This window comes from Streptomyces sp. NPDC014891, assembly GCF_043081085.1.
In the GTDB taxonomy this organism is placed as follows: domain Bacteria; phylum Actinomycetota; class Actinomycetes; order Streptomycetales; family Streptomycetaceae; genus Streptomyces.
On the sequence record NZ_JBIBWF010000012.1, the window covers coordinates 12,612 to 36,718 of the forward strand.

The following is a 24,107-nucleotide window of genomic DNA, read 5'->3' on the forward strand; positions in this document are numbered from 1 at the left end:
GGCCGTACGGGATCGGCGGAGGCCGGCCGGAGCCGGCCTGCGGCCGCCCTGTCAGGCGTGCCAGGACCTGGCGAGGTGGCCGGCCTGGGGCAGGTTGAGCCGGGGGTCGCAGAGCGTGGTGTACGGACCCGCGGGAGCCTCGTGCGGGGACCACACGCACTCGGCGATCTCCCGGGCGGCGGCCTCCAGATGCAGGCCGCCCGCGACACCGCGCTCGGCGAGCACCACGTCCTGGAACGCCTCGACCTCGTCGACGAGCTCCGCCACGACACGCGTCTTGCGACCGTCGGCGGCGGTCACGGTGTTCCCGTGCATGGGGTCGCACAGCCAGATCACCGGGTGACCGGCCTTCCGTACCGCGCGTACCAGCGGGGGAAGCGCGGTGCGGACGCGGGCCGCGCCCATCCGGGCCACCAGGGTGAGCCGCCCGGGGCTGCGGCCGGGGTCCAGTGCGGCACACAGGGCCAGCAGCTCGGCCTCCGTCGTGGTGGGGCCGACCTTGCAGGCCACCGGGTTGACGACCCGGGAGAGCAGTCCGACGTGGGCGCCCCCCGGATGCCGGGTGCGTTCACCGATCCACGGAAGGTGGGTGGAGGCCAGGAGCAGCGCGCCGTCCGGCAGTTCGCGCAGCATCGGCTGCTCGTAGTCGAGCAGCAGCGCCTCGTGGCTGGTGTACACGGACGCGTCGCCGGCCGGAGTCGGGGCGCGTCCCTGCGCGGCCAGCGCCGCATGGACGGTGGCGGCGAGGTCGTAGCACCGGAGCAGCCGACGGGGGTCGGGGCGGCGTGCCGACGGCACCGGCTCCGGCGCGTTCACCATCGGGCCCCGGTAGGCCGGGAGTTCGCGGCCGCCGACCCGTTCCACGGGGTGCGAGCGCGGCTTGGCGAACTGGCCCGCCATCCGGCCGATGCGCAGGACGCCCCGCCCGGTACCGTCCTCCATCGCGGCGGCCAGCCCGTCGAGCAGGCGCAGGGTGCCGCGCACCCCGTCCGGGGTGCAGTGCGCCGGGTCCTCCGCGCAGTCGCCCGCCTGCAGAACGCGCAGGTCGCCCGCGGCGACCTCGCCGAGCAGGGCCCTGAGCCGGGCGGTCTCCTCGGCGGTGACGAGACCGGGGCGGTCGGCGAGCGCCGCGCGAACGTGTCCCAGCGCCTGCCGGTCGGGCCAGACGGGCTGCTGTTCCGCCACGGGGTGCGGGGCCGCCCCTCCGGTTCTCACCGTGTGGACCCCGGCCGTACTCTGCCCCACCTGGTTTCCCCTCCTGGATATGTCGACGTGCCCGCCCGGGCGGTTCGGGTATTCGAGTCAGAGGGAAATTCCCGTCGAATTCCGGCCGTGCTGCCCGGCGGTGTGACACGCAATTGATCCGCAAGGTACGCGCCCCTCGCGACTTCGGTCAAGTGTCAATAGCTGCACGTCAGAAGCTATTTACCTGCATCGTCGATGCGGTTGCCTGCAAAGGTTTCGAGAATGTGCGGTTACATGCATCGCTTTATCTTTGATTGCTTCCGGGCTCAACTCGAAGAGGCTTTACAGGATTCTTCCGGTTGATTTATGTTCCTGACCGTCGCGCTGTTCTCGGGCGGCCGATCGCCATGCTCTTATTTCCCAGGAGGAGTACATGCAGAAGGGCACGCACCTGCTCGTCACCGGGGGCGCGGGCTTCATCGGCTCCCACTACGTCCGCATGCTGCTCCGGTCGGCCGACGCCGAGGTGAGCGCGGTCACCGTCCTGGACAAGCTCACCTACGCCGGCAACCCCGCCAACCTCGCGGACCTGGCCGGCGACGACCGGCTGCGCTTCCGGCTGGGCGACATCTGCGACCGTGACACCCTCGACGCGGTGCTGCCCGGCGTCGACACGGTGGTGCACTTCGCCGCGGAGTCCCATGTCGACCGCTCGATCGAGGACAGCGGCGCGTTCCTCCGGACCAACGTCCTCGGGACGCAGAGCCTGCTGGACGCCTCGCTCCGCCACCGGGTGCGCACCTTCGTGCACATCTCCACCGACGAGGTGTACGGGTCGATCGAGCACGGCTCCTGGGACGAGGGCCATCCCGTACGCCCCAACTCCCCCTACTCCGCGTCCAAGGCGTCGTCCGATCTCCTGGCCCTGGCCTGCCACCGCACCCACGGCCTCGACGTGCGCGTCACCCGCTGCTCGAACAACTACGGGCCGATGCAGCACCCGGAGAAGGTCATCCCGCTCTTCACGACCCGGCTCCTCGACGGACTCTCCGTGCCGCTGTACGGGGACGGGGCCAACGTGCGCGACTGGCTGCACGTCGAGGACCACTGCCGCGGCATCGACCTCGTGCGCCGTGCGGGCCGGCCCGGCGAGATCTACCACCTCGGCGGCGGACGGGAACTGAGCAACCGCGAGCTCACCGGGCGACTCCTCGCCGCCACCGGACGGACCTGGTCCTCGGTCGAACGGGTGGCCGACCGCAAGGGCCACGATCTGCGCTACTCGGTCGACTGGAGCAAGGCGCGGGACGAGCTCGGCTACCGGCCGCTCCACGACTTCGACACCGGACTGGCCGCCACGGTCGGCTGGTACCGGGACAACCCCGACTGGTGGCGACCGCCCGGTGCCGGGCTGCCGCCCCGTACCCGACGACCCGACGTGCCGGCCGGCACCGTCGACTGACCGTCCCCGAGGCAAGGAAACCCATCGCGATGCGCGGAATTCTGCTGGCCGGCGGCTCCGGGACCCGGCTGCTGCCGTTGACCACCACCAGCTCCAAGCAACTCCTGCCCGTCTACGACAAGCCCCTCGTGTACTACCCGCTGTCGGTGCTGATGCTCGCCGGGATGCGCGAGATCCTGATCATCACCAACAGCAGCCACCTCGAAGCCTTCCGATCCCTGTTCGGCGACGGCAGCCGCCTCGGTCTCGACCTGCGGTACGCGGTGCAGGACGAAGCGCGCGGAATCGCCGAAGCGCTCGTCATCGGACGCGAGTTCGCGGGTGACGAGGACGTCTGCCTGATCCTCGGCGACAACATCTTCTACGGCCAGGGGCTGCCCGCCACGCTGCACCGGGCCGCGCAGGAGGTCGACGGCTGCACCGTCTTCGGCTACCCCGTCTCCGACCCCGAGCGCTACGGAGTCGCCGTGCTCGACGCCGGGGGCGAGCTCGTGGACATCGTGGAGAAGCCCGCGGAACCACCCTCCAACATCGCCGTCACCGGGCTGTACATGTACAGCAACGACGCCCTGGCGTACGCCGAGAAGATCTCGCCCTCGGCCCGCGGCGAACTGGAGATCTCCGACGTCAACCGCCTCCTCGTCCAGGAGGGGCGCAGCCGGATCGTCCAGCTCGGCCGGGGCAACGCGTGGATCGACGCGGGCACCCACGACAGCCTCATGGAGGCGAGCCAGTACGTACAGGTCCTCCAGAAACGCCAGGGCATGCAGATCGCCTGTCTGGAGGAGACCGCCTTCCGCATGGGCTTCATCGGCATGGACCAGCTCAGGGAGCTCGCCGACCAGCTCACCGCCGGCTCCGTGTACGGAAGGCACGTCAGGGCCCTCGCCCGGGTCTGACCCCACACCACCCCGATTCAGGAGATCCCCATGGACAGCGCCGCGGGTGCCGTGCGCCACCCACGACTCGATTCCCTCACCGGAGCCCGGTTCATCGCCGCGGCCCTGGTGTTCGTCTGCCACCTCGCCACGGCCGGCGTCTTCGCCCCGGGCTCCGGCGCCGCCGACGGTCTGATGACCGCCACGAAGACCGCCGGGACCATCGGCGTCTCCTTCTTCTTCGTCCTCAGCGGCTTCGTCCTGACCTGGTCGGCACGCCCGGGGGAGACGTACGCCCGGGTGCTGCGCCGCCGCCTGGTGAAGATCTTCCCCAACCACCTGGTGACCTTCGCCCTGGCGATGGCCGTGTACGCCGCGGCCGCCACACCGCTCGGCACCGCCGTGCTCAACCTGCTGCTGCAGCAGTCCTGGTCGTCCGACCCCGCGGTCTTCCTCAGCGTCAACGGGGCCAGCTGGTCGCTCTCCTGCGAGCTGCTCTTCTACGCCCTCTTCCCGCTCCTGCTGCCCCTGGTCGGCCGGATCCGCGCGGGCCGTCTGTGGTGGTGGGCCGCCGGCTTCGCCGCCGCCGTCATGCTGCTGCCCCTCGCGGCCACCCGTCTGCTGCCGTCGTCGCCCGCCTTCCCCGCGGTGGGGGCGTGGCTGGACGGCGTCTCCGTCGAGGGCCTGTGGTTCGTCTACATCTTCCCGCTGTCCAGGCTGCTGGAGTTCGTCCTCGGCATGCTGATGGCACGCGTCGTCCTCAGCGGACGGTGGATCGGCCTGGGCGCGCTGCCCGCCGCGGCGCTGACCGTCGTGGCCTACGTCGTGGGCCTGTACACCCCGATGCTGTTCACCGCGGCCGCCGTGACCGTCGTCCCGCTCGCCCTGTTCATCGCCGCACTCGCCTCCGCCGACGCCGGGGGCCTGCGGACGGGCCTCACCTCGCGCGTGATGCGTCGCCTGGGCGAGGTGTCGTTCGCCTTCTACCTCCTCCACGGCATCGTGCTGGCCTTCATCGGTGAGCGGATCGCCGGAGCGTCGCACCCGCTGACGACCGTGCAGAGCGTGCTCGTCTCCCTGGCCGCCCTGGTGGTCGGACTGCTGCTGTCCCTGGCCCTCTACCACGGCGTGGAGACGCCGGTCATGCGCCGCTGGGGCGGACCCCGCCGCGTCGCGGACGCGGCGCCGCCCGCGGGGGCCCAGCTCCCCGAGCACGCGAGGGAAGGCGCCCTGCCCCGGGCCTGAGAAGGCCCCGCGCCCCGGTGCCTGCCTCGACGGCACGCGCCGCCGACCACCCGGAGGGACACGCCCCCGGGCCCCACGAGCTCTCCCCCCACCCGTCCCTTCCCGACCCCGAGTGAGGTTCTCCCTTGCGCATCCTCTTCGTCACGGGCGGCAGCCCTGCCACCGTCTACGCGCTCACCCCGCTGGCCACCGCCGGCCGCAACGCCGGCCACGACGTGCTCGTCGCCTCCAACCAGGAGACGATGGCGGCGATCGCCGGCGCCGGACTCGCCGGCGTCTGCGTCTCCGACGTCCCCATCCGCCACCACATCACCACCGACCGGGACGGCACGCCGGTCCCTCCGTCCGACGACCCCGACGTCCGGATGCGGTCCATCGGCCACGCCTTCGGCCGCATGGCGGCGCTCTACCAGGAGCCGCTCCTCGAACTGGCCCGCGCCTGGCGCCCCGACGTCGTCGTGGGCGGCACCCTCACCTACTCGGCCGCCGTCCTCGCCGCGCGCATCGGAGTGCCCTACGTACGCCAGGCGTGGGACTCCGGCGAGCCGCAGGCCGTCGACGTGGCGGCCGGGATCGAGATGCGGCCCGAACTCGAGGCGCTCGGCCTGGACGGCATCCCGGCACAGTCGCTGTGGATCGACGTCTGCCCGCCCAGCGTGCGCGACCCCGAAGCCCCGCAGGGTGTCTCGATGCGGTGGATCCCCTGCAACGAACAGCCCCGGATCGAGCCGTGGATGTACACCAAGGGGTCCGCGCCCCGGGTCGCCATCACCGCCGGCACCAAGACCGCCCCCGGCTACTTCTTCGACTACCTCGTCGAACTGGTCCGCAAGCTGGCGCCCCTCGAGGCCGAGCTGCTGGTCAGCGCACCGGCCGCGGTCGCCGACGAGCTGAGCGCCGCGACCGGCACCAAGGTCGGCTGGCTGCCCTTCGACACGGTGGCGAGGACGTGCGACCTGCTCGTCCACCACGCGGGCGGCGGTACGGCGCTGACCGGCATGGTCCACGGCATCCCGCAGCTCCTCGTCCCCAACATGCCCAAGCTGGTGGCCCCTTCGCAGCGGCTGGCCGCGTACGGCTCCGCGCGCTGCGTCATGCCGGGCGACGACACCCCGGACGCGCTGGCCGGCGCTGCGGAGGACCTGCTGACCCGGGAGACCTACCGCGAACGGGCCGCGGCGCTCGCCGACGAGGCCAGGGCCATGCCCGTACCCGCCGAGGTGCTGAACGTGATCGAGAAGCTGGTCTGAGCCGTGTTCTACCACGTGTGCTTCGTCGTCCCCGACATCGAGCGGTCCATGGACGACCTGACGCGCAGCGTCGGCGCCGAGTGGTCGGGAATCCTCGAGGACTCCCTGGGCGAGTGGGACTACCGGCTCGCCTTCACCCGGGGCGGGCCGCCCTACATCGAGCTCGTCCAAGGCCCCGAGGGCAGCCCGTGGGACTCGTCCCTGGGCGCCCGCTGCCACCACCTCGGCTACTGGACCGAGGACGTCACGGCGAGCTCCGCGCGACTGTCCGAAGCGGGCTTCGCCCAGGAGTTCAGCGCCTGCCCGCTGGGCCGGCCGTACACGTACCACAAGGTCGAGAGCCTCGGCATCGACCTGGAGCTGATGGACGTCTCCCGCCGGCCGCGCTTCGTGGCGTCCTGGGACCCCGGCGCCCCCCACACGCCCGCCTTCGACGCGGCTCCCCCCACCGAACTCCCCTGACCCGAACGGAACACCCATGCCCAACGAGAACCCCGGTGTACTGGTCGTCGGGGGCAGCACGGTGGGGTTGTGCACCGCCCTGTTCCTGGCCCGGGCAGGCATCCCCTGCACGGTCGTCGAGCAGCGCGAGGCCCCGCCCACCCACCCGCGCGCGATGGGGATCGGCCCGCGCACCGTGGAGATCCTGCGCGCCGCGGGCCTCGCCGACGCCGTGGACGCCGAATGCGTGGACATGACCGGCAGCCGGCTCCAGATGGTCGCCGCGCGCACCCTCGCCGAGGCAGCCCTGGACGAGGAGGCGCTGCGGGCTCCGGCCCGCGACGACCCCTACGCCGGTCTGACCCCGCAGAGCCTGCGCGGCACCTGTCCCCAGGGACGGCTGGACCGCGTCCTCGCCGCGGCGGCCCGGGAGGCCGGGGCCCGCATCGAGTTCGGCGTCGAGATGCGGGGCTTCACACAGGACGAGGACGGGGTGACCGCACAGGTCGCCGACGAACGGGGGACCCGCGAGATACGGGCCCGCTACCTCGTCGCCGCGGACGGCGCGCGCAGCGGAGTACGGGAGTCGCTGGGAATCGGCACCAGCGGCCCCGGCGTCATCGGCGACCCGCTGATCAGTGTGCTCTTCCGGGCAGACCTGTCCGCGCTGACCCGCGGCCACACCTTCGTGGTGTGCGACCTCACCACCCCCGAGGCGCCCGGAGGGCTGCTGCCCGTCGACGGCGACACCGAGTGGATCTACCACTTCCGCTACCCCCGGGACTCCGGCACGAAGGCCGCCGACTTCACACCCGAGCGGTGCGCCGAGCGCATCCGGGCCGCGATCGGCCGCGACACCGGGGTGACCCCCGAGGTGCTGAGCATCCTGCCCTGGCAGGTGCGCGGCCTGATCGCCGACCGGTTCCGCTCCGGGCGCGTCTTCCTCGCCGGGGACGCCGCCCACGCCATTCCGCCCGTCGGCGCCTTCGGGATGAACACGGGAGTGGCGGACGCCCACAACCTCGCCTGGAAGCTGGCCCACGTCCTCCACGGGACGGCGCACGAGGCGCTCCTCGACACCTACGAGGCCGAACGCCTCCCCGTGGCGAGGTCCGCCCTCGAACAGTCGACCCTGCGCCTGGGGGACCCCGCACTGCACTGGGCGACCGGCCCCGAGGGGCGGGAGCGCAGGACGGCCGCCGGAGCGCTCAACGCCCCGGTGGTGCACCTCGGGTACCGCTATTCCTCCGCCGCCGTGCTCGACGCTGCGGCCGAGCCGCCCTCCACCGAGGACCTGGTCCGCGACCTGGACGGGGCTCCGGGCTCGCGCCTGCCGCACCGCTGGCTGCCCGGTGAGGAGGGCGTCCGTTCCACGCTCGACCTGGTCGACGGACGGTTCACCCTCCTGACCGGCCCCGCGGGCGCGCCCTGGCTCGACGCGCTCGGCAAGGCCTCGGCCTCCCTGGGAGGCGTGGCCGCCGACGGACACCGCATCGACGACGGCTCCTGGAGCGCCGGGGCGGGCGTCCTCGACGGCGGGGCGCTGCTCGTGCGCCCGGACGGCTTCGTCGCGTGGCGGGCCGAAGACCTCGACCCGGAGCCGGAGGCGTGCCTGGAGCACGTCCTCTCCGCACTCCTCGCCCGCCCGTGACGACATCCGTCGTCTCCCCCTCGACAGGAGGCACCCCGTGACAGCGGACACCGCACCGCGCACCGCACTCGTGACCGGCGGCAGCCGGGGCATCGGCCGAGCCGTCGTCCAACGGCTCGCGGGACCCGGCAGCGTGGTGGCCGTCCACTACGGACAGGACGACGCGGCGGCCGAGGACACCGTGGCCGCGGTGCGAGCCGCCGGCGGCGACGCCTTCGCGGTGCGAGCCGACCTGGCGGACGAGGAGGCCATCGCCACCCTCGCCGCCCGCGTCGGGGAAGGCCTGGTGGAACGGACCGGCGACCGCGGGCTCGACGTCCTGGTCAACAACGCGGGGATCGGCTGCCGCGCCGACATCACCGACCTCACCGGAGCCGACCTGGACCGGGTCTTCGCCGTCAACGTCAAGGCCCCCGTCTTCGTCGTCCAGCGGCTCCTGCCGCTGCTGCGCGACGGCGCGCGGATCGTCAACGTCTCCTCGGTCGCCAACCGCATCGCCCACCCGCACGTCCTGCCGTACGCCATGAGCAAGGGCGCGCTGGAGGCGTTCAGCCGCTCCCTCGCGGCGCAGCTCGGCCCCCGCGGCATCACGGTCAACACCGTCGCTCCCGGGCTGATCGAGACGGACTTCCACCGTGCGCGCATGCGGGCGCACCCCGAGGACGCCGCCGCGGCGGCGGCGCTGACCGTCTTCGGACGGCTCGGGCAGCCCGAGGACGTGGCGGACGCCGTCGCCTTCCTGGCATCGGAGCAGGCCAGGTGGATCACCGGGGAGCGCCTGGAGACCACCGGAGGGGCCTATCTGTGAGGCACTCCGCGCGGCGGACCGGTCCCACCGGCCCGCCGCGAAACCACCGTTGCACGTCCGAAAGGTCCCGACATGATCCTCAACGACATCTACCTCACCTCCCTGGGTGTACGGCTGGGCCGCCGTCTCGATCTCGAGGAGGCGGTACGGGACGGGCGCTATGCCTCCACCGAGTACACCGCCAACGCCCTCCTCGGGGTCACGGTCTCCGATGACACGTTCGCCCCCGACCTCGCCGTGGCCGCGGTCCGACAGGCCCTCGACCGCGCCGGGGACGCCACGTCGCCGGACGACGTGCGCATGCTGCTCCACGCCAGCGCCTACTTCCAGGGCCAGGACATGTGGACGCCCTCCTCCTACATCCAGCACCACACCGTCGGGGGGAGCGCCCCGGCCGTCGAGGTCGACCAGAAGTCGAACGGCGGAATGGCGGCGCTGGCGCTGGCGGCCGGGCACCTCGCGGGACACGACGAGGACGCCACCGTACTGATCACCACGGGCGAACGCTTCTGCGAGCCCGGCTTCGACCGCTTCCGCACCGAGAGCGGCACGGTGATGGCCGACGGCGGCACGGCCCTGCTCCTCGGCCGCAAGCCCGGTTTCGCCAAGGTGCTGTCCTGCGCGATGACCTCCGACTCCACACTGGAGCACATGTACCGCGGCCGTGGCCTCAAGGACGCCCCGGCGTCCGGGGACAAGCCGCTGAACATGCGGGCCCGCAAGACGGACTTCATGCGCAGGAACCTGGACGACCTGGAGGCGATCTCCCTGCGGATCGCCGGCGGCATCGGCGCCTGCATCGAGCAGGCACTGGACGAGGCGAAGACCGACGTCGCGGACGTGGCCAGGTTCGTGATGCCCCACAACGGCCGGACCGTGCGCTGGTGGAACATGCTGGAGGACCTGGGCGTGGGCGGGGAGCGGACCACCTGGGAGTTCGGCCGGCAGGTCAGCCACCTCGGTTCCGGCGACCAGGTCGCCGGACTGAACCACCTGCTCGTCACGGGTCGGCTGCGGGCGGGGGACCGCGTGGTCCTCGCCGGAACCGGCTACGGCTTCAACTGGGGAGCCGCCGTGGTGGAGATCCTGCACGTTCCCGCCTGGGCCGCCGAGGCCGACGACCAGCAGCAGCCGTGACCGCTCCCGGACACCCAGAGGAGACCCGCATGCCGCTTCACCCCGTGGCGCGATCCGCCACCGGCCTCCCGGCCGACGAGACGAGCCGCCAGGCACACCAGCTGATCCTCGCGGGACACGGCGCCGAGGGGCAGCGCCGGCTGGCCGGAGGCCAGGTGCTGGTCGTCGGCGCCGACGAGATCGGGGCCCCGCTCATCGCCCATCTCGCCGACTCCGGCGTGGGTACGATCGGCATCGCCGACGGCTCGCCGACGAACCCATGGGACCGCTACCTCGGGCTGCCGGACGAGGAGCCCGCCGACCGTGCCACGGCCTGGACCCGGGCGCTCGGGCGCACCCATCCGTTCGTGCGCGCCGTCGCCGAGGACCGGTTCGAGCTGCCCCGTGCGCGCGAACTGGTCCAGGACTACGACCTCGTGGTCTGCGCGGGGGAGGACCTGGCCCGCTGCCAGCTCGTCGACGACGTCTGCGCCGAGGCGGGCATCCCCTTCGTGTGGGGTTCCATGGACGCCGGCGGAGGGCGCGTCTCGGTCTTCTGGGACCGGCACGGCCCGGGCCTCAGGGACGTGTTCGCGACGCCTCCCGCCCCCTACTTCCGCGGGATGTCCGGCACGCTGAAGGTCGTCGGCGCCTGGCTGGGCGTCGCCCTGGCCACCGAGGTGGTCAAGCTGCTCACGGGGCGGGGCGAGCCGCTCGTCGGCCGCGTGATGAAGTACGACGCCATGGCCGGCACCTGCGCGACCGTGCCGCTGCGCCCGCACGAGCGGGCCGCGCGCCCGGCCGAACCCGTCGCCGCCGAGCCCTTCTTCGGGCTGCTGTCGCCCGCGGCGACCGAGGCGGCGCGGGAGTCCACGATCTCCGTCGAGCAGCTGAGGGAACTGCTCGACGCGGGCGGACCGGTCCACCTGGTCGACGTCCGCGAGCCGGACGAGTACGCCTTCGCCCACGTGCCGGGCTCGGTGCTCGTGCCGCAGGGGGAGTTCCTGCACGGCGACGCCGCCGCGCGGCTGCCCGCGGACCGCAGGACGGTGCTGCTGTGCCGGGCCGGGATCCGCTCCGCGGAGGTCCTCGCCGTGGTCCAGCGCAGCGGCCACCCGGACGCGGTCCACGTGGGCGGCGGCATCCTGGCCTGGGCGCAGCGGATCGACCCCGCGATGCCCGCCTACTGAGCCGTCCGGCCCGCTCCGTCGACTACCTTCGGTGACCGACGGCCGGAAGAATTCATCCCCTCGGATTCCTCCGAAACGGCCATTGTCTGTGTGCCGGTGAATTGTTTGCGGTGTCGAAATGAGCGGCCGAGAACAATGCGTGCGCACACAACCGGAATTCCAGCGGGAAACAGTGTGCCCGCCCGCCGTACGGCGGGCGGGCACACTGCGCGATCTCCGGGGGTTCAGCGCACGGGGACGCAGCGTCCCGCCTCGGTGCGGTAGGTCCACCGGGCCCCGTCCCGGGCGAGGGCGGCCACGGCGGCCACCAGGCGGTCCAGGTGCTCCACGGGCGTGCCGGCGCCGAAGCTGGCCCGGACCGCGTTGACCTGTCGCGCGCCGGGCGCCAGCGGCTCGGGGGCGCCGCACTCGTCGGAGTGGTCCGGTGCGTTGCCCAACAGGCCGCGGACCAGGGGATGGGCGCAGAACATGCCGTCCCGCACCCCGATGCCGTACTCGGCCGAGAGCGCCGCGGCGAGGTGGGCGCTGTTCCAGCCGTCGACCACGAAGCTGATCACGCCGACCCGCGGCGCCGTCCCGCCCAGCAGGGACAGCACCCTGACCTGCTCGATGCCGGCCAGACCGGCCAGGGTCCGCTCCAGCAGGGCCTCCTCGCGGGCCGCCAGCGCGTCGAAGCCCGCCGCCGTCAGCGCCCGGCACGCGGAGGCCAGCGCGTGCACGCCGACCACGTTCGGCGACCCTGCCTCGTGCCGCGCGGCCCCCTGCTGCCACTCGACGGACAGGGCGCCCTCCCCGTGCACGACACGCCTGCTCGCGCCGCCCCCGGCCAGGTAGGGCGCCGCGGTACCGAGCCAGTCGGCGCGCCCGGCCAGCACTCCGGCCCCGAACGGCGCGTACATCTTGTGCCCCGAGAACGCGACGTAGTCCACGCCGAGTCCCGCGACGTCCACCCGGCGGTGCGGGACCAGCTGGGCGGCGTCCAGGGCGACGCGCACTCCGGCGGCGTGCGCGACCTCCGTGATCGACCCGACGGGCCAGATCTCGCCCGTCACGTTGGAGGCTCCGGTCACGCAGACGAGGCCGGGCCGCTGCGGATCGTGGCACGCCAGCGTCTCGGCGACGATCTCGACGGCCTCGTAGGCGCTGCCCGGAGCCCGCATCACGGTCAGCCGCCCGGTCGGCCACGGCAGGAGGGCGGCGTGGTGCTCCGTCTCGAAGACGTAGACCTGGGCCCCGGCCGGGAGCGCCGCGGCCAGCAGGTTCAGCGAGTCGGTGGTCGAGCGCGTGAACACGACCTCGTCGTCGGCCCGGCAGCCGAGGAACGCGCCGACCGTTCGCCTGCTCTGCTCGAACAGGTCGGTGGACAGCTGGGACAGGTGGCCGGCCCCGCGGTGCACGCTGCCGTAGTAGGGCATGTAGGCGCTGACGTCGTCCCAGACGCTCCTCAGGACCGGGGCGCTGGCGGCGTAGTCGAGCGCCCCGTAGGACACCTCGTCCCCGGTGACGAGGGGAACGCGGACGTCGGCGCCGAGGACGGGCAGCGGCGGGCCGTGGAGCGCGTCGACGGCGGACGGGGCGGGGATGGTGGACACACGGACTCCTCGATGGCGGGAAGGGAAGGTCGGACGGACCGGGACGGGTGGTGCGGCGCGTCAGGACGGCAGGGGCGGGTGTCCCGCCCCCTCCAGGAGCCGGGGCGAGCGGGCCGCCACAACCCCGGCCTCGAAGCGGCTGTTCACGCCGAGCCTGCGCAGCAGCGCGGACACCATGCGGCGCAGCGTGCGGGGCGACACGCGCAGTTCACGGGCGACCTCGGCGTCCTGTCGCCCCTTCGCCCACAGCCGCAGGATGACCGTCTCCTGCTCGCTGAGGACGATGTCCTGACCGCCGTTCCCGGTGATCGGCACGGCGGATTCCCGGCGTGCCGCGGGCATCGGCGGGGAGTGCAGGTCGCGGGCGTCGTCCCAGCAGAACTCGAAGACCCGGCCGAGGAGTTGCAGCAGCGCGGGCCGCCGGATCAGCAGGGTCGTCGACGGCGGGCAGACCAGCGCGAACGCCTCGTCCACCAGGATCAGGCGGAACGGCAGCAGCGGCGCGAGCCGCACGTGGACACCGCGCCGCGAGAGCCGCTCCAGATAGCAGGCGGCCTGCTCGCTGCGCAGCAGGGAACTCTGGTGGATGGTGCGGACACCGACGCCGCCCCCGGGGTCGTACGCGTCCCCCACGGGCCACTCCGCGATCAGCCGGCGGGCGACCGCGGACGGCTGGATGACCCGTATCTGCTGCCGCGCCATGGTGGCCACGGAGTCCAGCAGGGCCCGGACGCGGACCGCGTCGGCGATCTCCTCGACGTCCGAGGCGGCGGCCTCGGCGGGTCCGGCGGCGTGCACGGCGAGGGCGGACAGCTGCGTCCGCAGGGAGCGGGTCGCCTCGTCGGCCGCGAGCAGTGCGCGCTCCTGGGTGGCGATCAGTTCGGACAGTGTCTCCACCGGCGATATCTCAGTCTCCGAAAATGTCTGCAACAGCATCTAATCGAATTCCCGCCCTGCATGTCCTGAGCCGGTCACGGCCGTTATCGGTCACCAAATGGTCTACACGGATCGGAACTCTTCTGGCAAGGTTGAAGTCGCTGCCGGGAATGGGTGAATCGACTTCCTTTCATTACTCTGCGTATTCGTCGCGCGGTGTGGCCCATTCGCAAGAGACAGCTCAGACGCCGAGGCCGAACCCACCTCGGCAGGAAGGAGAAGCGAAACCGGTGAACGACAAAGCCTCCGTGATGGAAGGCCGGCCGACCGGGCGCGTCGAGGCCGACGGTGCCGACGACGGGAACGCGGGCACCGTCCCCGGTCCCCGGTCCGCCGACGCGGCCGTGGACGACGCCCTGCGCTTCTGGCAGCAGATGTCCCTCGCCGCCGTCCCCGACGGCGTCCCCGAACCCCGACGCATCGACCTCCCCGAGGAGTTGCACGGTGCGCTCGCCCTGCTCGAGGCCTCCGCCGAGGGCTCGCTCCACGGCGGCCCCTCCGCCCCCTCGGCCGGTGCGCTGTACCCGTACGAGACCTACGTCGCCACGAACGGCCCCCACGGGCCGCGGGTCTTCTCGGTGGACGTCACCCGGCGCGCCTGCCGCCTGCTCCACGAGGGAGCGCAGGTCTCCGACGCGCTGACCCGGAGCGGGCTCGCCCTCCCCACGCCCGACCGCTTCCTGGTCCTCATCGCCGTACGCCCGTGGATGTCCATCCGCAAGTACGACGACCGGGGCTATCTGTACGCCCAGCTGGACGCCGCCCACCTCGGCACCCACCTGCTCTGCCTGGCCGGCCGGAGCCACCGGCGCGCCCAGTGGCTGACCAGGGCGGCCACCGGGCGTCTCGGCTCCCTGCTGCGCCTGGACGAGCACCACGTCGTCCCCCACAGCGTCCTCCTCGTGGCCGACCGCGTCGACGCCGGGCAGCCGTCCGTGTCCGCCTGGACCTGCACGGACTGGCGGGGCGTCCCACCGGTGCCCCGCGCCGGCAACGGTTCCGAGGAGCGATGTTGGCGCGGTCTGCTGCCCCGCCTCCAGAGCCCGCCGGACCACTCCACCGAGCCCCTGCCGCGCCCCCTGCTCGGCGGGGAGCCCGCGGACGGGGCACTCCCGTCCGGCTCCGGCGCGCTGGCGGACCTCGCCCCACTGCGGCGGTCGGCACGGGACTTCGGTGACGCCGAACTCCCCCTGCCGCGACTGCGCGAGGCCCTGTCGGCCCTGGGGACCGCGCTCGACACCGACCTGCCCGCCTCCGGCGGCTTCGGCGCCACCCTGGTCGCCCGCCGCGTCACCGGGCTCGCTCCCGGCGCCTATCCGGTCCTCGGCGGCGGTGAGCTGGCCGCCGAACCCACCGGCACCGCCCACGCGACCGCCGAGGACATCGTGCGCATCTGCATGGGGCAGGAACAACTGCGCCACACCTGCGCGGCCGTCGTCTTCCACGCGCGACACCAGGACATCTTCCGGCGCGGCATGCGCGGCGTCGACGAAGCCCTGCTGCGCTCCGGCGCCCTGGCCCACCTCGTCTATCTCGGAGCCACCGCGACCGGCACCGCGGTCACCACCATCGGAGGCTTCGACGCCGGCCGCTGGCACTCCCTGGCCGGACTCGCGGACGAGGACGAGGTCCTCTACGTCGCCATGCTCGGCACCCCCGGCACCTCCACGGTCAAGATCGACCGCCTCCCGCCCGCCCACGCCCACGGACAGCGGTGACGGCCGTGCTCTCCGACATCATCGCCCGCGCCCTGCGCGAGCACGGCGACGCACCCGCCGTCGCCGACCGGCGCACCGCCCTGACCTACCGCGAACTCGACGCGGCGGCGGACCGGCACGCGACCGGGCTCGGGTCCCTCCTCGCCGGCCGCGACCGGCCGCGCGTCGGCATCCAGGCCGCGAACTCCACCGACTACGTGGTGACGTACCTGGCCGCCCTGCGGGCCGGCTGCGTCCCCTTCCTCATCGACCGGGCCGCCGGCCCCCAGGAGACCGAAGGCATCCAGGGCGACTGCGGGCTCGACCTGCTGGTCCACGAGGACGTCACCCCCGTGCCCGGCCACGGCACCCTCGTCGCCGCTCCCGGCTCCCTGCACGTCACCCGCTTCCCCGAGGTGCCGGACCGCCCCGGGCTGCACCCGGACACGGAGGTCTGCCGCTTCACCTCCGGATCCACCGGCCGCCCCAGCTGCATCGAGTTCCGCGGCGACGCCGTGCATCGCGCGGCCCTCAACTGGGCCGAGGGAACCGGCCTTTCGAGCAGGGACACCATCCTGTGCTTCGCCTCGCTCTCCAACGGCCTGGCGTTCAACACCTCCCTGCTCTCCGCGTTCCTCGTCGGCGCGTGCCTGCGCCTGGGCGGCGGACTGCCGACCGCGGGAGCGGTCACCCGCACCCTGCGCGACAGCGGAGCCACCCGCCTGATCGGCTTCCCCGCCCTGTACGAATCCCTGGTCCGCAACGGATCGGGCCCCGGGCGGCTGCCCGCACTCCGCATGGCGATCTCGTCCGCCGCCCCCCTGGACCCGCGCACCAAGCGGCTGTTCGAGGAGAGCACGGGCGTGCCGCTGCAGAACTACTACGGCATCGCCGAGGCCGGGCCCCTCACCTACGCCGCCGACCCGCGCACCGACCCCGGGCTGGGACAACCCCTGCCCGGCGTCGAACTCCGCGCGGGCGCCGCCGGAGAGCCCGGCGTCGTCTCGGTCAGGAGCCAGTCCATGGGCACCCGCTACCTCAACGCCCCCGGCGCGCTGGAGCAGCGGATCGACCACGACGGCTTCTACACCACGGGCGATGTGGGGCACCTGCGGGACGGCAGCCTCGTCCTGACCGGACGCACCAGCCAGGTCATCAACATCGGCGGCCGCAAGATCGACGCGCTGGAGGTCTCCACGGCCCTCGCCGGAGCGCCGGGAGTGGCCGACGCGGTCGTCCTGGAGGTCACCGACCGGCACGGCACGGCCGCCCTCGCGGCGGTGCTCGCCGGAGCCCCCGGTCTCGACCCCGCCGCACCGCGCCGACACGTCGCCGCGCGCCTCGCCCCGTACAAGGTCCCCAGCCTCGTCCGCATCGTGCCCCGCATCCCCCGCGGCACCAGCGGCAAGCCCGCCACCGCCGAGCTGCGCCGCCTGTTCGACACCCCGCAGGACTTCCAGTGACCACACCCAAGGAGAACGCAGCCATGACGGCCTCCCCGGACCACATCCGCCCGCACCTCGTGCGCATTGTGCTCAGCTCGGCGGAGGGCGACCTGACAGAGAAGGACCTGGCCGCCGCCGGCTGGTCGCTGCCCCAGGTCAACTACTCCTCGCTGGCCTACATCCGCATGATCGACACGGTGGAGAACGAGCTCGGCGTCTACCTCGATCCCGAGGAGGAGAGCCAGCACTTCGAGACCATCGAGACCCTGGTCGAACTGGTCTGCCGTCACCTCCGCGAAGAGCAGGCCGTCGATGCCTGAGGCCGTCATCGGGATCTTCGGCACGGGCCGCCTCGCCCGGGCCGTGCGCCGGCTCGCCACGGAGGAGGGCCTCACCGCCCCGCTCCTCGACCCGCGGCGCCCCGAGCAGTGGGACCAGGTGCCCCCGCCCGGCGTCCTCGTCGACTGCTCGGCGCCCGAGGCCGTCGCGCACGCCACCGGTCTCAGCGCCCGCCTCGACGTCCCCCTCGTGGAGTGCGTCTCCGGGCTCGACGAACACCACCTGCGGATGCTGGAGGACAGGGCCGCCGGTACCGCCGTCGTCCTCGCCCCCAACCTGTCGCTGGGCAACTACCTCCAGACCCGCGCGCTGCGCGTCGTCGCCGACGTCGTCACCACCATGGAACGCGCGGGCGTCACCGGCGCCGTCCCCGAGGCGGCCGTCCTCGAGCGCCACCCCGCCGCCAAACGGCACCGGCCGAGCACCACGGCCTCCCGGCTCGCCCGCCAGTGGCTGCGGCACACCGGCAGGCCCGCCGCCGACACCGCCTCACTGCGCTGCGGCCCCGCCGTCAGCGACCACGAGATCCGGTTCACCTGGCCCGAGCAGTCCCTGACGCTCACCCACCGGGTGGACTCCCTCGACGCGGCCGCGGCCGGGGCGATCGGAGCCGCCCAGTGGGCCGCCGGCCACGCCCACGGCACGTACACCGTCCACCAGGTCTTCGACGACCTGCTGGCCACCATGGCGGCCCGGACCGCCGACGACGACCGGGAGGACACTCCGTGACCACGGGCACCGCAACCCTTCCGGCCTCCCGCGCCCCCCTCGCACGGGTGCCCGCCCGGCTGGCCGGCCAGATCGCCGCCGGGGCGCGCATGCTCTCCCTCGACGGCCACGACGACTTCAACCAGGGCCAGATATCCGCCCGGACACCCGGCTCCGACACCTTCTTCATCAAGAACGCCCTCTGCGGCTTCGACGAGGCCACCCCCGCCCAGGTGGTGGCCGCGTCCCTCGACCCCGACGCCCCGGTCGACCCGCTCGCGCCGCCGGAGCTCCCCCTGCACCAGGCGATCTACCGGGCGCGGCCGGACGTCAACGGCATCGTGCACAGCCACGCCCCGCACACCCTCGTCTTCGGCGCCACGGACCTCGAACTGCGCCCCGTCTCGCACGACGGCGCGCATTTCACCGACAATCTCGCCCTGTTCACCCGGACCAGCAACACGGTCCTGGACCAGGCCACGGGCGACGCCATCGCCGAGGCCCTCGGCGACGCCGAGGGCGTGCTGCTGCGCAACCACGGCGGGGTGATCGTCGGCAAGAGCGTGCGCCACGCCGCGGTCTTCGCCCAGGTCCTCGAACGAGCCTGCCGCCTGCAACTGCTCGCGGAGCAGAGCGGTGTGCCCTACACCTGGGCCACCGACGACGACGTCGCCCTCAAGCGGGACTTCATCTACGCGGACCTGTCGGTGCGCTCCTACTGGGACTACGCGGTCAGGCGCGTCAGGCGGGTCTGGCCCGAAGCCGCCACATGGAGATGAGCCCCGGCCGCCCCGACATCCTCGTGGCCTGTGCCACGGCGGCGACGGCGGCGGCCCACGCCCATCTGCTCAGCTCCGAGGAACTGCGCCGGGCCCGCAGGTACGCGCCGCACAGGGCACAGGAGTTCACCGCCGGACGCGCCCTGCTGCGCTGGGCGCTGGAACGCTCCCTGGGGCGCTGGACACGGACCTGCCGCATCGGCGCCACCGACCGCGGCAAGCCCGTCCTGGTGGACCTGCCGGACACCGGCATCAGCGTCTCGCACAGCCAGGGCACGATCGCCGTCGCCGTGGCCGGCGGCCGCACCGTGGGCATCGACGTCCAGGGCCCCGTGCCGCCCACCCCGGGGCTGCTGCGCCGCTGCTGCTCACCGGCGCAGCAGCGCGAGCTGGCCGCCCTGCCAGCCGAACGGCAGGGCGTCGCGGTCGCCCGGCGCTGGGCGATCCACGAGGCGTGCGCCAAGGCCACCGGCACCACGCCGATCAACCTGCCCGCCCCGTACCCGGGACCTCTGCTGGCCGACAGCGGAAGCCGCCGGGGCCTGCGCTGGCGGGTGCTGCACCCGCTGCACGGCGCGGCCGTCTGCGTCGCGTACGACGACCGGCCGCAGCCCCCGGCCACCCTCGCCCTGGCCCTGCTCGCCCCCCACCGGGCGCCCGACCCCCGCCCCCACCCACCGGAAGATGGACCGACGTCACGATGACAGCCCTGCCCCTCACGGAAAGCCTCCCGAGGCGCCTGCCGACGGAACAGGACGAGGTCGTCCGCGACCTGCTGGCGCTGACCGAGACCCTGGCCGACAGGGAACTCGCGCCCCGCGCGGACGAGTTCGAGGCCACCGCACGGTTCCCCCGCGACATCCTGCGCACGCTCGGCCGGGCCGGCCTCCTCGGCCTGCCGTACCCCACCGCACACGGGGGCGGCGGACAGAGCCACGAGACGCACGTGCACGTCCTGGAGATCCTGGCCAAGCGGTGGCTCGCGGTCGCCCAGTCGGTCAACATCCACGCCCTCGCGTGCTACCCGCTGGCCGCGTACGGCACCGAGGCCCAGCGCGAGCGGTGGCTGCCCGGGATGCTCGGCGGTGAGCAGCTCGGCGCGAACTGCATCTCCGAGGCCGAGGCGGGCTCCGACATCGGGGCCATCTCCAGCACGGCCCGGCGCGGCGAACAGGGCACCTACACCGTCGACGGCACCAAGGCGTGGACCAGCCACGCCGGACAGGCCGACTTCTACAACGTCTTCTGCCGCACGGGAGGCCCGGGCGTACGCGGACTCTCGCTGCTCCTCGCCGACGCCACCACCCCCGGTCTCCACGTGCAGCGCCCGGAGAAGAAGATGGGCGTGCGCTCCTCGCCCACCGCCTCGGTCGTCTTCGACGGCGCCGAGCTCGGGGCGGACCGGATGATCGGCAGGCCCGGCAAGGGGTTCCTGATCGCCTCCGGACTCTTCGACCGCGGCAGGCTCGGCATCGCCGCCTGCGCGGTGGGCCTCGCCTCCGCGGCCATGGAGCACGCCGTGGCGTACGCGAAGACCCGGCACCAGTTCGCCCGGCCCGTCATCGACTTCCAGGGACTGTCGTTCCTGCTCGCGGACATGTCCACGCAGATCGCCGCCGCCCGTGCCCTGGTGCGCGAGGCCGCGCGCACGCTGGACTCCGGTGCGAGCGCGTCGGCGGTCACCGCGGCCGCGGCCCGCGCGAAGCTCTTCGCCACCGACACCGCGATGCGGGTCACGACGGACGCCGTCCAGGCGCTCGGCGCCTACGGCTACGTCGAGGACCACCCGGTCGAGCGGTGGATGCGCGAGGCGAAGCTGCTCCAGATCATCGAGGGCACCAACCAGATCCAGCGCGTCATCGTCGCCCGGTCCCTGTGACCCGCCGACCCGAGCCCCGAGGGAGGAACAGCATGTCCCCACACCCGCCCCACGCGGCGGCCGAAGGCGCCGGAGGCGTCCCGGCCTCCGTCGACGTGGTCGTCGTCGGCAGCGGACCGGCCGGCGCGACCTACGCCCACCGGATCCACGCGGCGCACCCCACGGCACGCGTCCTCGTCGTGGAGGCGGGCCCCGCGCTCACGGACCCGCCCGGCCGGCACCTGACCACGATCACCGACGCCGGGGAACAGCAGCGCGCCCGCGTCGCCGCGCAGGGCCCCCGCCGGCGTCCGTACGCGACGGCCGCCGCCTCGGCCGTCGCGCACAACCAGAGCCCGCAGGAGCGGGCGCGTGCCCTCGTCGACAGGCCGGGCATGTTCGCCGTCGGCTCCGGCGACGTCACGGCCGACGGCCTGCCCGCCGCACAGCAGATGTGCGGCGTGGGCGGCATGGGCACCCTGTGGTTCGGCGCCGCACCGCGCGCGGGTGACGACGAGCGCGTCGACTGCGTGCCCCGAACCGCGCTCGACGAGGCCTACGCGACCGCGGAGCGCCTGCTCGGAGTGGACAGCACCCAGTGCGACGACTCCTCCTTCGCCGCGTACGTGCGCAGGCTGCTGGGCCGCGATCTCGACGCGGGACGCGCCCCCGACCGCACGGTGCGGGCGATGCCCCTGGCCGCCACCCGCGTCGGCGGCGAACTGGTGCGCCACGGTACGGACGTCATCCTCGGAGACCTCCCCACGGGTCCGGACGGCCCGGTCGAACTGCGCGCGAACACCCTGTGCGAGCAGGTGCTGATGCGTGACGGACGGGCCGCCGGCGTGCGCCTGCGCGACCGGATCACCGGAGCCGGCCACATCGTCCGCGCCGACTACGTCGTGGTGGCGGCCGACCCGCTGCGCACCCCGCAGCTGCTGTTCGCCTCGGGGGTGCGCCCCCGGGCGCTCGGGCGCTACCTCAACGAGCACCCGCAGGTCTCGGTCCTCACCGAGGTCCACGGGTACACCGCCGCCGGGGAGGAGGCGCCCGGTGGTGTCACCTGGATTCCGTACGAGGGCCGGAGCTACCCCTTCCACGCCATGCTGACCCGCATCGACCCCGCCACCGTGTCGAACGGCGCCCGGGCCCGGCAGGCGGACGCACCGCTGGTCGCGGTCCACCTGTTCACGTCCCAGCGCCCGCGGCCCGAGAACCGGCTCGAGTTCAGCGAGACCGAACGGGACTGGGCCGGCATGCCCGCCATGACGATCCACCACACCCTCGACGACGAGGACCGCGCGACGCTCGCGGAGGCCGAACAGGAGGCGCTGCGCCTGAGCGGCGTGCTGGGCCGCCCCGCCGAGGGCGAGCGGGCCTGGGTCCTGCCCTCGGGCAGTTCCCTGCACTACCAGGGCACCGTGCGCATGGGTGCGCACGACGACGGCACCAGCGTCTGCGACCCGGCCGGCCGGGTGTGGGGCGTCGACAACCTCTACGTCGCGGGCAACGGGGTCATCCCCACCCGCACGGCCTGCAACCCCACCCTCACCAGCGTCGCGCTGGCCGTCATCGGAGCCCGCGACATCGCGGACCGCATCAGCGACACCGAGGCCGCCGCGTCCGCGGTCGCCGCCACGCCGCACGGAGGGCAGGACACGTGATGCACACCCAGCTGGGCCGCACCGGCCTCCGCGTCAGCCGCCTGGCGCTCGGCACCGTCAACTTCGGCGGCCGGGTCGAGGAGGACGAGGCGCACGACCTCATGGACTACTCCCTCGACCGGGGCGTCAACCTGCTCGACACGGCCAACACCTACGGCTGGCGCGTCCACAAGGGACACACCGAGGAGGTCATCGGCCGCTGGCTCGGCAAGGACCCGTCCCGCCGTGACCGCGTGGTCCTGGCCACCAAGGTGGGCGACCCCATGGGCGACGGGGTCAACGACGCCGGACTGTCCGCCCGGAACATCGTCGCGGCGTGCGAGGCATCGCTCCGGCGCCTGGGGACGGACTGGATCGACCTCTACCAGATGCACCACATCGACCGGTCGGTGCAGTGGGACGAGGTCTGGCAGGCGATGGACCTGCTGGTGACCCAGGGCAAGGTCCGCTACGTGGGCTCGTCCAACTTCGCCGGCTGGGACATCGCGACCGCCCAGGCGGCCGCCCGGAGCAGGAACACCCTGGGCCTGGCCTCGGAACAGTGCGTCTACAACCTGGTGTGCCGCTACGCGGAACTGGAGGTCGTCCCCGCGGCCCTGGCCCACGGCCTCGGACTGCTCGTCTGGTCCCCGCTGCACGGCGGCCTCCTCGGCGGCGTACTGGCCAAGCAGCGCACCGGATCGGCCGTCAAGTCCGCCCAGGGCCGCGCGGCCCAGGCCCTCGCGGAGCAGCACGACACCGTTCACGCCTACGAGCGGCTCTGCGCCGAGCACGGCCTCGATCCCGCCGTCGTCGGCATGGCCTGGACGCTCTCGCGCCCCGGCGTGACCTCGGCGGTGATCGGTCCCCGCACACGGGCCCATGTCGACGGCGCGCTCCAGGCCCTCGAACAGCCCCTGCCCGAGCCGCTCACCCGCCGGCTCGACGAGCTCTTCCCTCCCGTGGGCCGGGGCGGTCCCGCCCCGGACTGCTGGCTCTCCTGAACCTCACGCACCCGAAACGAAGCGAAGGGAAACACACCCCATGAGCGAGAACACGTACACCGACCCGCGGATCGTCCCGCACGAGTCGGCGCAGGACAGGGACGCCCGCGAGCGCCTGACCAAGCTCCTCGTCGACACGCCGATCCCGCCGGAGTACCTGATCGACAACCTGCCGGTGTACCTGCGCCGCCAGCAGCTCGCCGACCTGCTCTCCATGGACGCGCTCTACCGCATGCTGCCCGAAGTGCCGGGCACCATCATGGAGTTCGGTGTGCTCCACGGCCGTCACCTGGCGACGCTCACGGCCCTGCGCAGCATCTACGAGCCCTACAACTCCCTGCGCCGCATCGTCGGCTTCGACACCTTCACCGGCTTCCCGGACGACATCAAGGACGTCGACAAGGTCAGCACCAGCGCCGTGCCGGGACGCTTCGCCACCCCGGACGGCGAGGTCGACCACCTGCGCGAGGTGCTGGCCGCCCACGAGGCCACCGAGCCCTTCGGGCACACCCAGCGCTCCTTCGTCGTCCAGGGCGACGTCCGCGAGACGGTCCCGCGCTATCTGGAGGAGAACCCTGAGACGGTCATCGCGATGGCCTACTTCGACCTGGACCTCTACCAGCCGACGAAGGAGCTCCTGCTGGCCATCAAGCCGCATCTGACCAAGGGCAGCATCCTGGCCTTCGACGAGCTGGCCCACCCCAAGTGGCCCGGGGAGACCACCGCCCTGCGGGAGGTCTTCGGCCTCGACATGGCCCCGCTGCGCCAGCTGCCGGGCCGCGAGCCCCCGGTCATCTACATGAAGTGGGGCGAGTGACTGCGCGCGTACCCGGTGGGGGAGGGTGCGCCGGCGGCCACGCTCCCCCAGGACCCTCCCGGC

22 protein-coding genes are annotated in these 24,107 nt (G+C 73.3%); 19 read left to right on the top strand and 3 right to left on the bottom strand.

Going from position 1 to position 24,107, the window contains the following annotated elements; all coding sequences use genetic code 11:
* Positions 1 to 51: 51 nt before the first annotated feature.
* Complete coding sequence (locus ACF09E_RS29600; protein ID WP_392208499.1) at positions 52 to 1,185, bottom strand: 3-deoxy-7-phosphoheptulonate synthase; 1,134 nt, start codon at positions 1,183 to 1,185, stop codon at positions 52 to 54.
* A 433-nt stretch (positions 1,186 to 1,618) separates the two neighbouring features.
* Here ACF09E_RS29600 and rfbB point away from each other — a divergent pair, with 433 nt between their 5' ends.
* From rfbB to ACF09E_RS29645, 9 genes are all read left to right on the top strand, one after another.
* Complete coding sequence (gene rfbB / locus ACF09E_RS29605) at positions 1,619 to 2,647, top strand: dTDP-glucose 4,6-dehydratase (protein WP_392208501.1); 1,029 nt, start codon at positions 1,619 to 1,621, stop codon at positions 2,645 to 2,647.
* Between the two features lie 29 nt (positions 2,648 to 2,676).
* The gene (rfbA, locus tag ACF09E_RS29610) at positions 2,677 to 3,546 is read left to right on the top strand and encodes a glucose-1-phosphate thymidylyltransferase RfbA (protein ID WP_392208503.1); all 870 of its coding nucleotides are present in this window, start codon (positions 2,677 to 2,679) and stop codon (positions 3,544 to 3,546) included.
* 30 nt (positions 3,547 to 3,576) lie between these two features.
* Positions 3,577 to 4,770 carry an acyltransferase family protein gene (locus ACF09E_RS29615; protein ID WP_392208505.1) on the top strand — a complete coding sequence of 398 codons (1,194 nt, stop codon included), beginning with the start codon at positions 3,577 to 3,579 and terminating at the stop codon, positions 4,768 to 4,770.
* A 125-nt stretch (positions 4,771 to 4,895) separates the two neighbouring features.
* On the top strand, positions 4,896 to 6,020 hold the full coding sequence (locus tag ACF09E_RS29620; protein ID WP_392208507.1) for a glycosyltransferase: 1,125 nt from the start codon (positions 4,896 to 4,898) through the stop codon (positions 6,018 to 6,020).
* Positions 6,021 to 6,023: 3 nt separating this feature from the next.
* Positions 6,024 to 6,482 (top strand): VOC family protein, encoded by a 459-nt coding sequence (locus tag ACF09E_RS29625; RefSeq protein ID WP_392208509.1) that lies wholly within the window; start codon positions 6,024 to 6,026, stop codon positions 6,480 to 6,482.
* 16 nt (positions 6,483 to 6,498) lie between these two features.
* Positions 6,499 to 8,112: an FAD-dependent monooxygenase gene (locus ACF09E_RS29630; RefSeq protein ID WP_392208510.1), complete on the top strand. Its 1,614-nt coding sequence runs from the start codon at positions 6,499 to 6,501 to the stop codon at positions 8,110 to 8,112.
* 37 nt (positions 8,113 to 8,149) lie between these two features.
* The gene (locus ACF09E_RS29635; protein WP_392208512.1) at positions 8,150 to 8,920 is read left to right on the top strand and encodes an SDR family NAD(P)-dependent oxidoreductase; all 771 of its coding nucleotides are present in this window, start codon (positions 8,150 to 8,152) and stop codon (positions 8,918 to 8,920) included.
* Positions 8,921 to 8,992: 72 nt separating this feature from the next.
* Complete coding sequence (locus ACF09E_RS29640; protein ID WP_392208514.1) at positions 8,993 to 10,057, top strand: ketoacyl-ACP synthase III family protein; 1,065 nt, start codon at positions 8,993 to 8,995, stop codon at positions 10,055 to 10,057.
* A 29-nt stretch (positions 10,058 to 10,086) separates the two neighbouring features.
* Positions 10,087 to 11,226, top strand: coding sequence for a ThiF family adenylyltransferase (locus ACF09E_RS29645; RefSeq protein ID WP_392208516.1), 1,140 nt, complete (start codon positions 10,087 to 10,089; stop codon positions 11,224 to 11,226).
* A 224-nt stretch (positions 11,227 to 11,450) separates the two neighbouring features.
* On the opposite strand, the gene ACF09E_RS29650 is transcribed toward ACF09E_RS29645, so the two are convergent.
* Positions 11,451 to 12,818: an aminotransferase class V-fold PLP-dependent enzyme gene (locus ACF09E_RS29650; RefSeq protein ID WP_392208518.1), complete on the bottom strand. Its 1,368-nt coding sequence runs from the start codon at positions 12,816 to 12,818 to the stop codon at positions 11,451 to 11,453.
* A 60-nt stretch (positions 12,819 to 12,878) separates the two neighbouring features.
* On the bottom strand, positions 12,879 to 13,715 hold the full coding sequence (locus ACF09E_RS29655; RefSeq protein ID WP_392208521.1) for a response regulator transcription factor: 837 nt from the start codon (positions 13,713 to 13,715) through the stop codon (positions 12,879 to 12,881).
* Between the two features lie 269 nt (positions 13,716 to 13,984).
* Between ACF09E_RS29655 and ACF09E_RS29660 the strand changes: the two genes are divergently transcribed.
* The 10 genes from ACF09E_RS29660 to ACF09E_RS29705 are packed head-to-tail and all read left to right on the top strand — an operon-like array spanning position 13,985 to position 24,044.
* Positions 13,985 to 15,472: a nitroreductase family protein gene (locus ACF09E_RS29660; RefSeq protein ID WP_392208523.1), complete on the top strand. Its 1,488-nt coding sequence runs from the start codon at positions 13,985 to 13,987 to the stop codon at positions 15,470 to 15,472.
* A gap of 5 nt (positions 15,473 to 15,477) precedes the next feature.
* Entirely contained in the window at positions 15,478 to 16,914 is a 1,437-nt protein-coding gene (locus tag ACF09E_RS29665) for a class I adenylate-forming enzyme family protein (protein WP_392208525.1), read from the top strand.
* Positions 16,915 to 16,937: 23 nt separating this feature from the next.
* Entirely contained in the window at positions 16,938 to 17,216 is a 279-nt protein-coding gene (locus ACF09E_RS29670; protein ID WP_392208527.1) for a hypothetical protein, read from the top strand.
* Positions 17,209 to 17,964, top strand: a complete 756-nt coding sequence (locus ACF09E_RS29675; protein WP_392208529.1) for a dihydrodipicolinate reductase C-terminal domain-containing protein — start codon at positions 17,209 to 17,211, stop codon at positions 17,962 to 17,964. The genes ACF09E_RS29670 and ACF09E_RS29675 overlap by 8 nt, the downstream gene beginning before the upstream one ends.
* Complete coding sequence (locus ACF09E_RS29680; protein ID WP_392208531.1) at positions 17,961 to 18,722, top strand: class II aldolase/adducin family protein; 762 nt, start codon at positions 17,961 to 17,963, stop codon at positions 18,720 to 18,722. Before ACF09E_RS29675 ends, ACF09E_RS29680 begins: the two co-directional genes overlap by 4 nt.
* On the top strand, positions 18,713 to 19,426 hold the full coding sequence (locus ACF09E_RS29685; RefSeq protein ID WP_392208533.1) for a 4'-phosphopantetheinyl transferase family protein: 714 nt from the start codon (positions 18,713 to 18,715) through the stop codon (positions 19,424 to 19,426). The genes ACF09E_RS29680 and ACF09E_RS29685 overlap by 10 nt, the downstream gene beginning before the upstream one ends.
* Positions 19,423 to 20,601, top strand: a complete 1,179-nt coding sequence (locus ACF09E_RS29690) for an acyl-CoA dehydrogenase family protein (RefSeq protein WP_392208535.1) — start codon at positions 19,423 to 19,425, stop codon at positions 20,599 to 20,601. The genes ACF09E_RS29685 and ACF09E_RS29690 overlap by 4 nt, the downstream gene beginning before the upstream one ends.
* Positions 20,602 to 20,633: 32 nt before the next feature.
* On the top strand, positions 20,634 to 22,244 hold the full coding sequence (locus tag ACF09E_RS29695) for a GMC oxidoreductase (RefSeq protein ID WP_392208537.1): 1,611 nt from the start codon (positions 20,634 to 20,636) through the stop codon (positions 22,242 to 22,244).
* On the top strand, positions 22,244 to 23,227 hold the full coding sequence (locus ACF09E_RS29700; RefSeq protein WP_392208814.1) for an aldo/keto reductase: 984 nt from the start codon (positions 22,244 to 22,246) through the stop codon (positions 23,225 to 23,227). The genes ACF09E_RS29695 and ACF09E_RS29700 overlap by 1 nt, the downstream gene beginning before the upstream one ends.
* Before the next feature lie 40 nt (positions 23,228 to 23,267).
* Positions 23,268 to 24,044, top strand: a complete 777-nt coding sequence (locus tag ACF09E_RS29705; protein WP_148005412.1) for a class I SAM-dependent methyltransferase — start codon at positions 23,268 to 23,270, stop codon at positions 24,042 to 24,044.
* The last annotated feature ends 63 nt before the right edge of the window (positions 24,045 to 24,107 follow it).